The organism is Terrisporobacter glycolicus ATCC 14880 = DSM 1288, from assembly GCF_036812735.1.
In the GTDB taxonomy this organism is placed as follows: Bacteria; Bacillota; Clostridia; order Peptostreptococcales; family Peptostreptococcaceae; genus Terrisporobacter; species Terrisporobacter glycolicus.
This window is the reverse complement of sequence record NZ_CP117523.1, coordinates 3,790,386-3,805,822: the sequence shown is the minus strand read 5'-3', so window position 1 is coordinate 3,805,822 and position 15,437 is coordinate 3,790,386. Positions and strand designations below refer to the sequence as shown.

Below are 15,437 nucleotides of genomic sequence, written 5' to 3'. Positions count from 1 at the left end.
AAAACAAAATGAATATGATAATAACATATTATCTAAAGTAATAAATTATTTATTTTTATTATAAAAGTATAAATTAATTGCAAAATATTGTTAAATAAATAACATACATAACTATCTAATATATTGAAAACATTATGAATGAAGACAGTGAAAATAAAAATAAATGTCGAAAATTACAAAAATAAGCAATGAAATATATAAAAATATGGATTTTAATAAATAAAAATTGACAAAAGAACTCAAATGATGAAAGTAAGTAGTTATATATATATGTATATAATGTTAATAAATTGATTATTCCTTAATTTAAAAAATCCTTTTAATCATGTGGTCAATATATGTGAGAATTTCTTCTACTTGAAATAGTTGAGATAAAAAAAGATAGATGTAATAAAAATCACATCTATCTTTGAGGAATTTTAAATTAAACTATTAAAATTATGCTTGGTTTACAGAACCGAATAGTTCCATTTTTTCTTTAACGCATGCTTTTATTGCATCAACGCCTGGAGCTAATAATTTACGAGGATCAAATCCTTTACCTTGTAAATCTTTTCCTTCTTCTATATATTTACGAGTAGCTTCAGCAAATACAACTTGACACTCAGTATTAACATTTATTTTAGCAACACCTAAAGATATAGCTTCTTTTATCATTTCTTCTGGTATTCCACTTCCGCCGTGTAATACTAAAGGCATAGAACCTGTAGCTTGGTTTATTTTTCCTAAAACTTCGAAGTTTAATCCAGTCCAGTTTTCAGGATATTTACCATGGATATTTCCTATACCAGCAGCAAGGAAATCTATTCCTAATTCAGATATAGCTTTACATTCTTGTGGATCAGCGACTTCACCAGCTCCAACAACACCGTCTTCTTCTCCACCTATAGAACCTACTTCAGCTTCTACAGATATACCTTTTGAATGAGCTATTTCAACTAATTCTTTAGTCTTCGCTACGTTTTCCTCAAATGGATAATGAGAACCATCGAACATTACAGAAGAGAATCCTGCTTCTATAGTTTGTTTAGCTCCTTCATAAGAACCATGGTCTAAGTGTAGAGCCACTGGAACTGTTATGTTTAATCCTTTTATTAAACCATTTACCATTCCAACTATTGTATCGTATCCACCCATGTATTTTCCAGCACCTTCAGATACTCCTAAAATAACTGGTGAATTATTTTCTTGCGCAGTTAATAATATTGCTTTTGTCCATTCTAAGTTATTTATATTGAATTGACCTACTGCGTATTTTCCTTCTCTAGCTTTAACTAGCATTTCTCTTGCAGAAACTAACATATTTAAACCTCCAAATTTTAATTAAGTTTAAAATTTATAAAACCTACCCATCAAATATATTATATAACTAAAATAAAAAAGAGTATAGACTAAATTATAATAAGCAAAAATTTAAATTATAATATATAATAGTGATTATGTTATTTTAATATGGAAATAAATGATTTATATAAAAATACTTCTTAAGGAGGTAAATAAAATGGCAAAAAAATTAAGAATAGATAAAATTCTTTCTAACTTAGGATATGGAAGTAGAGCAGAAATAAAAGTTTATTGTAAAAAAGGATTAGTTAAAGTAAATGATAAAGTAATATCAAATCCCGGAACACAAGTTGATACTGATGATGATAAAATAGAATTTAATAATGAAGTAGTAAGATATAGAGAATTTGTTTATATAATGATGAACAAACCAGATGGATATTTATCAGCAACTTTTGATAAGAGAGATCCAATAGTTTTAGATTTAATAGATGCATCTTATTTGACATTTGAACCTTTTCCTGTGGGAAGATTGGACAAGGATACAGAGGGACTTTTAGTTTTAACTAATGATGGCCAATTGGCTCATAGAGTATTATCACCTAAAAAGCATGTACCTAAAACGTATTATGCAAAAATTGAAGGTATAGTAACGGAGGAAGATGTAAAGGCTTTTGAAAAGGGTGTAACATTAGATGATGGATATGAAACTATGCCTTCTCAACTTAAAATTCTAGAAAGTGGAGAAACATCTGAAATAGAACTCACTATACATGAAGGTAAATTCCACCAAGTAAAAAGAATGTTTGAGAGTGTGAGCAAAAAAGTAGTATACTTGAAAAGATTGTCTATGGGCAAATTAAAACTAGATGAAACATTAGATCTAGGTGAATATAGAGAATTAACTGATGAAGAAGTTAAACTGATAGAAGAAAGATAAAAGAGCGGAGGAAATTATAGTGAAGAGAAAAGACATAATTGAATTTGAAGTAGGTTCTATGGAATTTGGAGGCGAGTCTTCAACTTTAATAGGAAAAAGAAAAGTAAAAATGAAGGGCGGAGTTACTGGTCAAAAGGTAAAAGCTGTTGTTAAAAAGGCAAGAAGTGAAAAAGCTGAAGTAAAACTACTTGAAGTAGTAAAAAATTCTCCAATAGAAACTGAAGAAGTATGTAAACATTTTGGTGCATGTGGCGGTTGTTCCATATTATCAGTACCTTATGAAAAGCAATTAGAAATAAAAGGAGAACAAGTTCTAAAATTATTTGAAGAACAAGAAATAGACGGATTTGAATTTTTAGGAATAGAAGGAAGTCCAGTTGAAAGATTATATAGAAATAAAATGGAGTATACTTTTGGAGATGAAGTAAAAGGTGGACCTCTTACTTTAGGAATGCACAAAAAAGGAAGACATTTAGATATTATAACAGTTGATGATTGTAGACTAGTAGATGAAGACTTTATAAAAGTACTAACTTCTACAGTTAAGTATTTTGGAGAAAAGAATCTTCCTTATTATAGAATAAATTCTCACCAAGGATTTTTAAGAAACTTAGTAGTAAGAAAAGGTGTTAATACTAATGAATTAATGGTTAACATTGTTACTACTACTCAAGTAGATTTTGATATGACTGAGTATAAAGATATGATATTAAATCTTGGAACAAAGTCAGAAGTAGTAAGTATACTACACACTATAAATGATGGACTTGCTGATGCGGTTAACTGTGATGAATTAAGAGTTTTACATGGAAGAGACTATATAGAAGAGGTAATCTTAGGGCTTAGATTTAAAATATCTCCATTCTCATTCTTCCAAACAAATACTAAAGGTGCTGAAAAATTATATAGCATAGCTAGAGAATTCGTGGGAAATCATGAAGGAAAAGTATTATTTGATTTATATAGTGGAACAGGAACTATAGGACAAGTTATGGCAAGTGCTGCGAAACAAGTTTATGGTATAGAAATAATAGAAGAAGCTGTTGTTGCAGCTAATGAAAATACTAAATTAAATGGACTTGATAACTGCGAATTTATAGCAGGAGATGTGGCTAAAGTAGTTAAGAATCTATCTGAAAAACCAGATTTAATAATAGTTGACCCACCAAGACCAGGAGTTCATAAAGATGCCATAAGAGATATAAGTGGATTTGGAGCGAATGAAATAGTATATATTTCATGTAACCCTAAGACTTTAGTTTTAGATATAAAAGGATTTGAAGCTTATGGATATAAAGTAGAAAAGATTAAGTGTATGGACATGTTCCCAAATACACCACACTGTGAAACGGTAGTAAAATTAAAAAAATAATAAAAGAGAGAACTAAGTAACATGATGCTTAGTTCTCTCTTTCTATATACTAGTCTACAAAAATAAAATTATATATATGCATAAAATTTTCATGACCGTATAGTAGTGAAAACCTTTTGCTTTCATGTTATACTAAATGTGACTGCTAAAGTTTTAACAGTATTACCTAGGAACTAATACTTGTTTCTAATGACAAATGGGGGGGAATTAAACATGAAAATAACTGAAGGATACATGCCTTTTAAAGGCTTTAAAACTTATTATCGTGTAGTAGGAGAAGCAACTGAGGGTAAGGCACCGTTAGTGCTACTTCATGGAGGACCAGGTTCTACGCACAACTATTTTGAAGTACTAGACCAAGTAGCTGAAAGTGGTAGACAAGTAATAATGTATGATCAAATAGGTTGTGGTAATTCATTTGTTGAAGGTCATCCAGAATTATTCAATGCTGATACTTGGATAGAAGAGCTTATGGCATTAAGAGAACACTTAGGACTTGATGAAATTCATTTATTAGGACAATCTTGGGGTGGGATGCAGGCTATCTGGTATGCACTTGAATATAAACCAAAAGGAATTAAGTCATATATTCTTTCATCTACTCTTTCTTCTGCAAGTCTTTGGGAGACAGAGCAAAAGAGAAGAATATCATATATGAACGAAGCTGATCAAAAAGCTTTACTTGATGCAGTAAATATTGGAGATTACTCTAGCAAAGAATATAGTGATGCATTAGATAAATTTATGAAAATGTACTGTGCAGGTGAAGTAACTGACAATGATCCAGAGTGCTTAAGAAGACCTAAAAAATCAGGAACTGAAGCATATGTTGTAGGATGGGGACATAATGAGTTCTCTCCATCAGGAACACTAGCTGGATATGAGTTTACAGATAGATTACATGAAATAGAAGAACCTTGTTTAATAACTAGTGGAGCAATAGATTTATGCTCACCATATATTGCGAAAACTATGTATGATAAAATTCCTAATAGTAAATGGGAATTATTCCAATATTCAAGACATATGCCTTTTGTGGAAGAACATGAAAGATATGTGGAAGTTTTAAATGAATGGTTAAATGCTAACGATTAATAGTTAAATTTAATAGAAAGAATATTAGTGAGAGCTATTTAAAGATTATATACTTAGAAGAAAAGAGATTAATTAATATTTATTTAATCTCTTTTTTATATTCGATTAATCAATTTATTTATAAAAATATTAGATTAAGAAATATATGAAAAAATTTAATGATATAATAACAGAAAAATTTTAGAGGGAGAATAGAATATGACAGTGAAATTAATTGCAGCAGATATGGATGGTACATTGCTAGATAGTAATAAGAACTTATCACCGTATTTATTTGATTTAGTAAAAAAATTAAAAGAAAAAGAGATTAAATTTGCTATTGCTAGTGGGAGACAATATTATAATTTACTTGAAAAGTTTGAAGACATAAAAGAAGACCTTGTTTATATTAGTGATAATGGATCTATTGTATATGATAATGGAAAATCTATTTATGTAGATGAAATAAACACAGAAGAAGTTAAAAAAGCTTTGAAGGATGCGAGACAAGGGGAAGGCATGTATCCTATTTTGTGTGGTGTTGAATCTGCATATGTGGAAAATGATAATGAAGTATTTTTAGAAAATGCAAGAATGTACTACGCAAAGCTTGAAATGGTAGAAGATTTAATGGATGTGTTAGATAAGGACAAAATATGCAAACTAGCTGTTTTTGATGAAGCTGATGCAGAAAATAATGCATTTAAATTACTGGAAAAGTATAATACAAATTTAATGGTTTGTTTATCAGGACATAATTGGGTAGATTTAATGAATCCAGGAGTAAATAAAGGCGAAGCCATAAAGATTATTCAAGAAAATTATAATATTTCTTATGATGAAACAATGGCTTTTGGTGATTATTTAAATGACTATGAAATGATGCAAAGTTGTAAATATAGTTATGCCATGGATAATGCCCACCCAAAACTAAAAGAAATATGTAACTATAGTGCTAAATCAAATGATGATGATGGAGTAGTGCATGCTATAAAAGAATACTTTGAATTTTAAATTCAGTAGAACTTAAAAAACTATAAGAGTAAATCTTATAGTTTTTTAATTGTAAGAAATTATAATGGTATGTAAAATATTGACATAATTATTAAAATTAAGTATATTAGTTATTGCTAATATACTTAATTTTAATAATGGGAATACTATAATAAACATACATAAGTAGAGAGGAAGCCTAATAGTGGAAGAAAAAACAAAAAGATTAGCAAGACAATTAAAAGTGTTAGCTAACGAAAATAGATTACTGATTTTATATTACTTACTAGAAAAGCCAATGACAGTAGGAGAATTAAATAAAAAGTTAGGTAATATAACTCAATCAGGACTATCTCAACATTTATCTATATTAAAAGCTCATGAGCTATTAGATAGTAATAAGGATGGTCTAAATATAACTTATTTTGTGAAAGATAAGAAAGTTCAAATCATATTACAAATGCTAAAAGATAATTACGTCAGATAATATAAAAAATAAAAAGACAGATAGGTGGTAAGTATGGTTACATTAGAAAGTGGATTGTTTCTATTGCTCCAAGCTTTTTCTAGTGGTGTAGCAGGTTATATTACAAATAAATATGCTGTTAATATGATCTTTAAAGAATATACACCATTGAATATTGGTGGAGCAGTAAAGAAAAATAAAGAGAAATTTATAGAAGAAATAAGTGATTTAGTAGAAAGAGATATAATAAATTCAGATACTTTAAGGGATAAGGTTCTAGGAGAAAATTTTAAACTTGCTATGCAAAATGTGGGTGAAGAATTTTTCAAAGAATCCTTATATGAAGTTTTTGAAAATAAAAAAATAGAAGAAATACCTGGCTTCAATGAAACATTAATAAGTGTAGAAGAGTTCTTAAGATGTAGTTTAAAAGAAGTATTACCTCAATTAATGACTAATATGGGGGAAAGTATAAAATTAGAAAAACTATTAAGTGAAAAACAAATATCTCATATAGTTGATAATACATATAAAGAAATTATTACTAATATTGGATCCGATGATGAATTAAAGCATTTATTAAGTGATTTATATGAAGAGCAAGGTGAAGTATACTTAAGCCAGTTAATAAGTAAGGACAGTGGAGAAAAAGTAACAAGAATTATTAGCTGTGAAATAATGAACTCTATTGATGAGTTATTAGACAATAAGAAGGAAACAAAATCACTGGTAGACAAATCTTTATCATTAATAGATATAAAGAGCTTATTAAAAGACCTTCAAAAAACTATAGGAACTAAAACCATAGATGATATTTTAAGTGAAGAAGAATTTAATAAACTAAGTTTAATCATATATGAAAAACTAGATGAACTAATAAAATCTGAAGAGGGTAAGGCAAAGTTAGGAGATATAGTTAAAGAAGTATTTGATTCAGCAAAGGATATAGATTTAACAGTATTTGAGATACTACCAATTCATTTTGGAAGAATTTCTAGTGAGTATGTAGTAGATCTAATTAAAAAAGCTATACCTTATTTATCATTATGGATAAGTGAAAATAAAGTCAAAATAGAAAACATGATAGATGATTCCATATTAGAAAGTATAGAGAATATTGATGATGAGTCAAGAAAATCAATAATTTCAAAAGTGAAGGATTCTATGCTTGTGGACTTTGCTTCTAAAAATCAAGTAGTAGACAAAATTGTGAACTTTTTAGAAGAATATAAAATAAGTGAAGAAGACTCTTATAAGTTATATTCTAAAATAATTAAGTTTTTAGAAGAAACTAAAATCAAAGATTTAATGGTTTTACTGGAAGAAAATAATTTAATTAATGAAGAAAAAGTAATAAATATTATTTTAGACAAATGGAATACTGAAGGAACAGAATTATCTAAGCTTTTCTTAAAAAGACAAACTTCAAAAACTTTAAATAAGTTAGTAGATCAAGATCTAAATAAATTATTTAATAAAAATATTAAGCCAAAACTTTATGATTTGATAATGAATAATAAAGTTAAAATAATTTCTTATTTAGATAAAGCTATATTTAATTTGGTTCACGATAAGATAGAATCTTTGCTAAATAGCAAAATAAAAAATTTATTTAATAAAGATAAGGTTGATGGATTTTCATATCTATTACCAAATAAAATAGTTAATGTCTTAAATAAAAATCATATTAATTATAAGAAAATCATCAATAAGGAAATCCGTGATTACATTAAAAGTATAAAAATACAAGATTTATTAAGTGAGAATGAGGAAAAAATAATAAACTTAATAACTGAAAAGACGGTAGATTTTACTAAAAAGGAAGCTGACAAATATAAATCTTATGAAGTTAAAAACTTACTTAATAAAATAAATAGTAAAGAAGATTTACCAGAAGAAATCAGTAATAAACTATATGACAATATAAAAAATAATTTACCAACCATAGTAGATGGGAGAGTAAAAAAGCTTATTTATGATAATCTTATAAAACTTGATGAAGAAGAAATATGTAATATAGCTCAAAGCTTTATGGGTAAACAATTAAAACCACTATCAATGTTTGGTGCCTTTCTAGGAACTATTGTAGGGTTAATATTTGGTATTACTATGACCAATATTAATGGAGCTTATGGTTTTTATAATAATATTACTAATACAATAATGGCATGTTTTCTTATGGGTGCAGTAGGTATTATGACAAATGTTATAGCTCTTTGGATGATATTCTGTCCTTATGAAAAAAATAAATTTGTTTCCAAAATACCTTTATTTAAAGTATTTTCCATAGGATATATACCATCCCATAAAAATAGTTTTGCATCAGGTATGGCATACTTTATTGATAATGAATTATTAAGCGGAAATAGAGTAGTAAATTCATTTGAGTACCAAAAGGATAATTTTAAGAAGCATATTATATTTAATATAAAAGACAGCAATTATATGGCTATTCTAGACTTTGTTAGAAACAAAAAACATAGTTTAGCTAAAAAAACATATGGTGCTATTTTAAAATTATTAAAGAAAAATAATAATAGAATATGTAGCAGTATAGGAAACAGACTTTTAGATATAGAATGTGGGAGATTTGTATCTATAGATTTTATAAATAACAAAGCAAATGATTTAATAGAGATAATAAATCAAAGAGAAGATAAAATAATAGGGTATTTAGAAGAAAAATTAAAAACAAATAAATCTTTGCAAGACGTATTACCAGAAGAATTAATTACAACTGTTAATAATAAAATAGAAAAACAAGTCAATGACTATATTAATAAAAACATGGAAAATTCCTATTTTGAAGATATCATAAAAAATATAATCTTTAGAAATGAAAAAACTTATAATTATATAATGGATAAGTCAATGAAAGATATAATAAGCGAAAAATCTCTTTTAAGTATACAAAATAGTGTTAAAAGCGATAAGTTTATAAATATTACACTTTTAAATTTAAAAGATCAATTAAATAGCTATTTGCAAAATTGCTTAGCAACAGAATTTCAAGAAGAAAAGAAATTTGAAGAGCTATTTGATGGCAAAATTAAAGAAAAACTAGATAACAATATATGTAATCTTACAGATATGGCTAGTGAAAAATTAATAAGTTATATAAAAGTTAATGATGAATTAATATCATCAACAGTAATAAAAACTGTAAGAAAAAATCTTAATTTCTTTGTTAAAATGGCATATGATTTTGCTGATGGTGATGGACTTGTTAAAGATGTTGTAAATATAGTAATAAATAATAAGATAGAGAATTTAATATTAGAAGATAAAGATAAGTTGTGTACAATCCTAAATAATTATTTTGAAAAAGAGATATACTCAAGTAAAGTTAAAGATTTAGGATTAAAATCTAAAGAAATTAACACAAGTTTATTGCTTGACAGATTAGTTTTTTCACTGAAACAAAATGAAGATTTTAAAAATAATATGCATAGTGCGTCAGATTTAGTTATAAATAATATTTGTGAAATAAAAGTTAAAAATATAAGTGAAGTAGTCGGAGTAAATAATTTAAAAGAAACTTATGATAAATATAAAGAAGTAATTAATATGATATCAAAGAATATCATTGACAACTTAAATAATAATAAAGAAGCGGTTAATGAATTCGTAAGAGAATTGTTAGAAGAAAAAGTTCTTAAACATTTTTATTCTATTAACTTGGTAGAAATATCATGGGAATTAAATAAGGATGATGTAACATATGTTGTAGATAATATTTTAGAGAAAATTAATAGTAGTGAAGTTGTAAATTATCATGTATTACAAATATGTAGAAGTACTTACATTTCATCAATAAGAAGCAGTAAATTAAGTTCTGTGATAGATAAAGATATTTTAGACAGTGATATTCATGACAATTTAAATTTAATTACAGAAGATAAAGACCTTAATCATAAAAACAGAGTAGTTGTTGAATCTATTATAGATTTATTATTAGATGATAAATTAAACTTTATTACAGAAGAATTTAAACTTTATATAACAAATAACATTATAGATTCAGGATTCAGCACAATAGAAAAAAATATAATACCAATATTAAGAAGTTTAGACCTTCAAAGTATAACTTTAGAAGAAGTAGATAAAATGCATCCTAAAGAAATTCATGAATTATTTAAATCTTTTGCTGGAGACTTTTTTATAAAACTTTATATCTATGGAGGTTTTGGTTTAATATTTGGTATAAATGTGTACCTATCAATAGTTCTATTTATAATAGATATAATATATACTAAAAAAATTGATTCAAGAGTGGTAGAATCTCAATATAAACTATTTAGAGAGTAAGGTAAAATACTTATAGGCTAATGTCTATAAGTATTTTTTTGTAAAATAAATGGATAAAATTTATAAAATTCCTAAATATAATAAGGAATTATATTTAGGAGGAACTTTAATGAAGGACTTAAAAAATTTTATAAAACCAATTATATTTTTAACTTTAGGATTGATGCTATTATCATTAGTACGAAATATTGATTTTACATCTATGATGACAAAAATACAAAATAACATTCAAGAGGGATTGAAAGTGGTAAAAGTTACAGATGAAAAGTCACAAATTAATGATGAAAACTTAGTTATTAAGTTTAAGGTACCTAGCATACATTATGATAATAAGGATGTAGAGAAGAGTATAAATTCTTATATCAAAAAAAATATAAAAGAGTATATTAATGTTCAAAGACAAATAAATAAAATGAATACATATGGTGATAAGAAAGCTATAAATATTACTTATAGTGTGGTATTTGAAGATGAGAATATAATAAATATAATTATAGAAAAAAGTACAACTTGGGGAGAAAAAGATTATAAGTTAGAAAAAGATAGTTATGTTTTTAATTTGAAAACAGGGGATAGAGTATATTTAGATGAGTTTTTAAAAGGAAATGACGACTACAGCATAGTAATAACTGAAACTATTCAAAAAGTAATAAATGAAAAACATCCTCTATATGGAAATTTGAATATTGATAAAAATACAAATTATTATATAGAAGATAGATATATTAATATTTATTTTAATCCATATAAACAAAGTCAAGAGGATATTCAATATGAGTTTAAAATACCTTATGATGTATTTAAAAATAAAATAGAAGCATGTAATAATTTTTTTTTTTAATTTCTGTTAACAGTGAAGTATTAAAAAAACAAAATAAATATTTAAAAAGTACTCTTGAAATACCTATTATAAATAGTGGAAATTCAAAAATAGATGAGAAAGTTAATGGAAAAATAAAAGAAGATATTTTGAATTTTTATGAACAGTCTCTTAAAGAAGCACAAAGCTTTTTAGAGGATTTTGAATTAGATGAAAGTAATTTTGTTGCTGACGCATCTTATGAAGTTAAAAAGAATACAGGGAACGCAATTAGTATTCTTATTAAATATTATAAATATAGTGGTGGGGCTCATGGATACTATGAATATGTGCCATATAATATTGATTTAAGAAGTGGAAATAACTTAACTCTTAAGGATATTTTCAAAAAAGACGTGGACTACAAAGAAATTATAAACAAAGAAATAAAAAATCAAATTAAAGAATTAGGTAAAAAAGAGAAGGACTTAGATAAGGTTTATGACTTTTATGGAATAAAGGAAAATCAAAAGTTTTATTTGGAAGATGGAAAAATAGTAATATATTTTGATTTATATGATATAGCACCTTATGCGGCAGGAATACCAGAATTCCCAATAATTATAGACAATATAAAAAAACAAATCAAAGAAGAATATTTAGAAGTGGTTAAATAAAAATACTATCAGTATTATTCTGATAGTATTTTTATTTGCTAAATTAGAGGATTTAAAGAAGCTATTTTTGTAGTTGCCACGTATATTCTAGAAATGGCATACCATGTTTTAAAATCAACAACACCTGTCTGAGGCAAGTTAAAAATTTGTTGGAATTTTTTTACCGATTTTTCTGTTTGTTCTCCAAATACACCATCTTCAGCAACTTTTTCTATAGCTGGATAAGAGTTGGAGATAGCATTTAATTGATTTTGTATGGTTTTAACATAAGAATTGTTAGAACCTAATTGTAATGTAAAACCAGGAAATGAAACAGGTACACCGCTGACTACCTTGGCTTCTGCAAAAGTTATATTATCACCATAAAAATATCTTAAAATTTCCTCGTAACTCTTGCCCTGATCACCTAAATCTTTACTTCCCCATTGTGTCATTTGGTCAGGACATTGAGATTTTTTACCATCACAATACTGTGCAAGTAGCGGTTGTCTCGCTGTAGGAGGTCTTCTGATAAATGTATTAAATATTTCATCTACAATTACGCTTATATTATCAAAAACATTTCTATTATGAACGTACTTGTGATCATAGGCTGTAGATGAAGTTATTGTAAATTGATACCCTTTATTTCTATACCATTCTGTAAAAACTCTATTTAGTGTGAATGAAATTATGGCTATTACGTTGGCATAGATAGTTTGCTCGGGCCATGTGGAATAAATTTCAGAAGATGCAACATTTTTTATATAATCTCTAAAAGGAACCCAATAATTTTGCGCACTAGTATTCTCAGGTAAACCATCATGAACAACAATAAACTCTGGAACTACTGGCTCATCTAAAACAACAAAACCTGTTGGAGGAGGCAGTGGTTTTAAACTACTTTCAGGTATTTTAGGTGGAAAGTTCCCCCAAAGTGTATGTTCTGGAATGTCATAAATTATTTCGTTTTGTCTTTTCATACTTTTTCTTGTTGGTGCACTTACAGGAACATTTTGTAATGCTTCTACAACCGGTAAGATTTGAGTACCCTTTATTAATACTGTTTCAAATCCATTGGCCACAACTTCTACCATATATTCGCTATAAGGTTTAACGTTTGATGGTTCAAGAGAATATTCGATGTTAGGTGCAGATAAGATTAAATCTCTTACTTGACCAGACTCATCAGTTTTTAAGTTCTCGAATATAGTACCTGTGTTATTTTGCTCATCATCCATGCCATATATATTTATAGTGGCATCTTTTATTGGCTTATTCGTAGAAGAATTTATAACACTAACAGTCAAAAAACCATCTTGCATATAATCACCCCTTTTAAATTAACTAGGCTGTAAATACTCTAGTTTATTCTATGAAATATATTTTATTTTGTTAAATAATAAAGTGTTAAAAAGTAAATATTAAAATTTTTTACTAATGGAGATAATAAGTATTAAATTTAAATATCTAAATACTAATATATATGCAAAGAAAGGTTATATTAAAATATGAAAATTTACATATTATCATTAGCTGTATTACCAGTAAGTTTTTTTGTGGGATGGATTTATTTTAAAGACAGATATGAAAAAGAACCACCACTTAAGTTAATAGAATATTTTTTGTTGGGGATTTTAGTAAGTATATTGGCTATATTCTTAGAGTTTTATTTTAGTAAATTGAATATATTTTCTGGTATAATGAGGGCTTTATATATAGCTTTTTTTGTAGCAGCATTTACAGAAGAGGGATTAAAGTCTATAATACTAATACCTGTTTTACTTAGAGATAAAAACTTCAATGAAAAATTAGATGGAATAATTTACTCTATTTTTTTATCTTTAGGATTTGCTACAATAGAAAATATTATATATTTAATGAGAGAAAGGTTAGACCTAACTTTTGAATTGGGAGTAACTAGAGGGTTAATTTCCATACCGTCACATATAATGTTTGCAATTACTATGGGATATTATATTTCAAAGTATAAATTTTCAAAAAAAAATGATGATGGAAGAAATAAATATTTAATTTATGCTGTAATTATTCCTGTGTTGCTTCATGGAGTTTTCGATTTTATCTTGATGATAGAATATAGATGGGCTATTATAGTCTTTATAGTGTATATAATATTCCTATGGAAAATTAATTTAGATAAGTTAGATAAATATGTGCTATATTCAAAAATAAGATTTTATAAGAGAAAAAATAAAAGTAGAAAGGGAGATAAATTTGACTAATCTACCAAAACAATTTTTAGATGAAATGAAAGAAATTTTAGGAAGTGAATTTGATGATTTTCTAAAAAGTTATGATGAACCTAAAACTACAGGACTAAGATTGAATACGATGAAAATGGATAAAGATAAATTATTAGATTTAGATTTATTTCAATTGACAAGTATTCCTTGGGCAGAGGAAGGGTTCTACTATGATGAAAAAATAAATAGGCCAGGGAAAAATCCTCTTCACGAAAGTGGAGCGTATTACCTACAAGAGCCTTCAGCCATGAGTGTTGTTCCAAAATTAGAAGTTAAAGAAGGAGACAAGGTTTTAGACCTTTGTGCGGCGCCAGGAGGAAAATCTACATATATATTATCGAAATTAAATAATACAGGTATTTTAGTTTCTAATGAAATCAATCCAACTAGAATAAAAGCATTAGGAGAAAACTTAGAAAGATTTGGTGCCAAAAACTGTATTATAACGAACACAGATTCTACAAATTTAAAAAAAGTATTTACGGGTTATTTTGACAAAGTAGTAATCGATGCTCCTTGCTCTGGTCAGGGAATGTTCAGAAAAGATCAAGTAGCAATAGATGATTGGAGTTATAGCAAGGTACTAGAATGCCAATCAATACAAAGGGACATAATAAAAGACGGATTTGAAATGTTAAATAAAGATGGAGTTTTAGTATATTCAACATGTACTTTTGCTAAAGAAGAAAATGAATATGTGATTAATGAATTTATAAATGAAAATAAAGGCGCTAATCTTGTGTTTATGGAAAGATTATGGCCTCACAAAGTAAAAGGTGAAGGACACTTTGTTGCTAAGATAAAGAAAGTGTCAGAAGAGACATGCTTTACTAAAAGAATAAAAGTAAAGCCTTTAGGAAAAGAATTGAGTGATTATAAAAATTTTGAAAAGAAGTTTTTAAATATAGAGATAAAAGGAGAATTCTATATAAAAGGAGAAAATTTATACTTATTACCTGAAAATTGTCCAGACACAAAAAAACTGAAGGTATTAAGAAACGGTCTACATTTAGGTTTACTTAAGAAGAATAGATTTGAGCCATCTCATGCTTTTTCTCATTATCTTACAGTAGACGATGTTCAAAACATTGAAGATTTAAGTATAAATGATGATAGAACGAAGGAATACTTAAGAGGAAATACAATAAAAACAGATAAGAGTAGAGGATGGGTATTAGTAACAATAGAAGGCATACCTTTGGGATGGGGAAAAGAAACTAATGGAATTTTAAAAAATCACTATCCAAAAGGTCTTAGAATTAATTATACTTAAATTGTTGT

Annotated in this window: 12 protein-coding genes; 10 read left to right on the top strand and 2 right to left on the bottom strand. The window is 26.8% G+C overall.

What is annotated here, in order from left to right:
- Nucleotides 1-438: 438 nt before the first annotated feature.
- On the bottom strand, nt 439-1,302 hold the full coding sequence (gene fba / locus TEGL_RS18485) for a class II fructose-1,6-bisphosphate aldolase (RefSeq protein ID WP_018592009.1): 864 nt from the start codon (nt 1,300-1,302) through the stop codon (nt 439-441).
- Nucleotides 1,303-1,501: 199 nt separating this feature from the next.
- On the opposite strand from fba, the gene TEGL_RS18480 reads away from it, so the two are divergent.
- The 8 genes from TEGL_RS18480 to TEGL_RS18445 all read left to right on the top strand — a co-directional run bounded on the left by TEGL_RS18480 (nt 1,502) and on the right by TEGL_RS18445 (nt 11,913).
- On the top strand, nt 1,502-2,224 hold the full coding sequence (locus TEGL_RS18480; protein ID WP_018592010.1) for a pseudouridine synthase: 723 nt from the start codon (nt 1,502-1,504) through the stop codon (nt 2,222-2,224).
- A 19-nt stretch (nt 2,225-2,243) separates the two neighbouring features.
- The gene (rlmD, locus tag TEGL_RS18475; protein ID WP_018592011.1) at nt 2,244-3,596 is read left to right on the top strand and encodes a 23S rRNA (uracil(1939)-C(5))-methyltransferase RlmD; all 1,353 of its coding nucleotides are present in this window, start codon (nt 2,244-2,246) and stop codon (nt 3,594-3,596) included.
- A 213-nt stretch (nt 3,597-3,809) separates the two neighbouring features.
- On the top strand, nt 3,810-4,691 hold the full coding sequence (gene pepI, locus TEGL_RS18470) for a proline iminopeptidase (RefSeq protein WP_018592012.1): 882 nt from the start codon (nt 3,810-3,812) through the stop codon (nt 4,689-4,691).
- Between the two features lie 198 nt (nt 4,692-4,889).
- A complete protein-coding gene (locus TEGL_RS18465; RefSeq protein ID WP_018592013.1) occupies nt 4,890-5,684 on the top strand; it encodes a Cof-type HAD-IIB family hydrolase in 795 nt (264 codons plus the stop codon).
- Between the two features lie 184 nt (nt 5,685-5,868).
- Entirely contained in the window at nt 5,869-6,150 is a 282-nt protein-coding gene (locus TEGL_RS18460; protein ID WP_018592014.1) for an ArsR/SmtB family transcription factor, read from the top strand.
- A 33-nt stretch (nt 6,151-6,183) separates the two neighbouring features.
- A complete protein-coding gene (locus TEGL_RS18455; RefSeq protein ID WP_018592015.1) occupies nt 6,184-10,437 on the top strand; it encodes a DUF445 family protein in 4,254 nt (1,417 codons plus the stop codon).
- Between the two features lie 109 nt (nt 10,438-10,546).
- Nucleotides 10,547-11,278 carry a hypothetical protein gene (locus TEGL_RS18450; protein ID WP_018592016.1) on the top strand — a complete coding sequence of 244 codons (732 nt, stop codon included), beginning with the start codon at nt 10,547-10,549 and terminating at the stop codon, nt 11,276-11,278.
- Nucleotides 11,278-11,913, top strand: a complete 636-nt coding sequence (locus TEGL_RS18445) for a DUF3298 and DUF4163 domain-containing protein (protein WP_278244923.1) — start codon at nt 11,278-11,280, stop codon at nt 11,911-11,913. The genes TEGL_RS18450 and TEGL_RS18445 overlap by 1 nt, the downstream gene beginning before the upstream one ends.
- Nucleotides 11,914-11,951: 38 nt before the next feature.
- On the opposite strand, the gene sleC is transcribed toward TEGL_RS18445, so the two are convergent.
- The gene (gene sleC, locus TEGL_RS18440; protein WP_018592018.1) at nt 11,952-13,217 is read right to left on the bottom strand and encodes a spore cortex-lytic germination protein SleC; all 1,266 of its coding nucleotides are present in this window, start codon (nt 13,215-13,217) and stop codon (nt 11,952-11,954) included.
- Nucleotides 13,218-13,403: 186 nt separating this feature from the next.
- Between sleC and TEGL_RS18435 the strand changes: the two genes are divergently transcribed.
- A complete protein-coding gene (locus TEGL_RS18435) occupies nt 13,404-14,135 on the top strand; it encodes a PrsW family intramembrane metalloprotease (RefSeq protein WP_018592019.1) in 732 nt (243 codons plus the stop codon).
- A complete protein-coding gene (locus TEGL_RS18430; RefSeq protein WP_018592020.1) occupies nt 14,128-15,429 on the top strand; it encodes an RsmF rRNA methyltransferase first C-terminal domain-containing protein in 1,302 nt (433 codons plus the stop codon). Before TEGL_RS18435 ends, TEGL_RS18430 begins: the two co-directional genes overlap by 8 nt.
- The last annotated feature ends 8 nt before the right edge of the window (nt 15,430-15,437 follow it).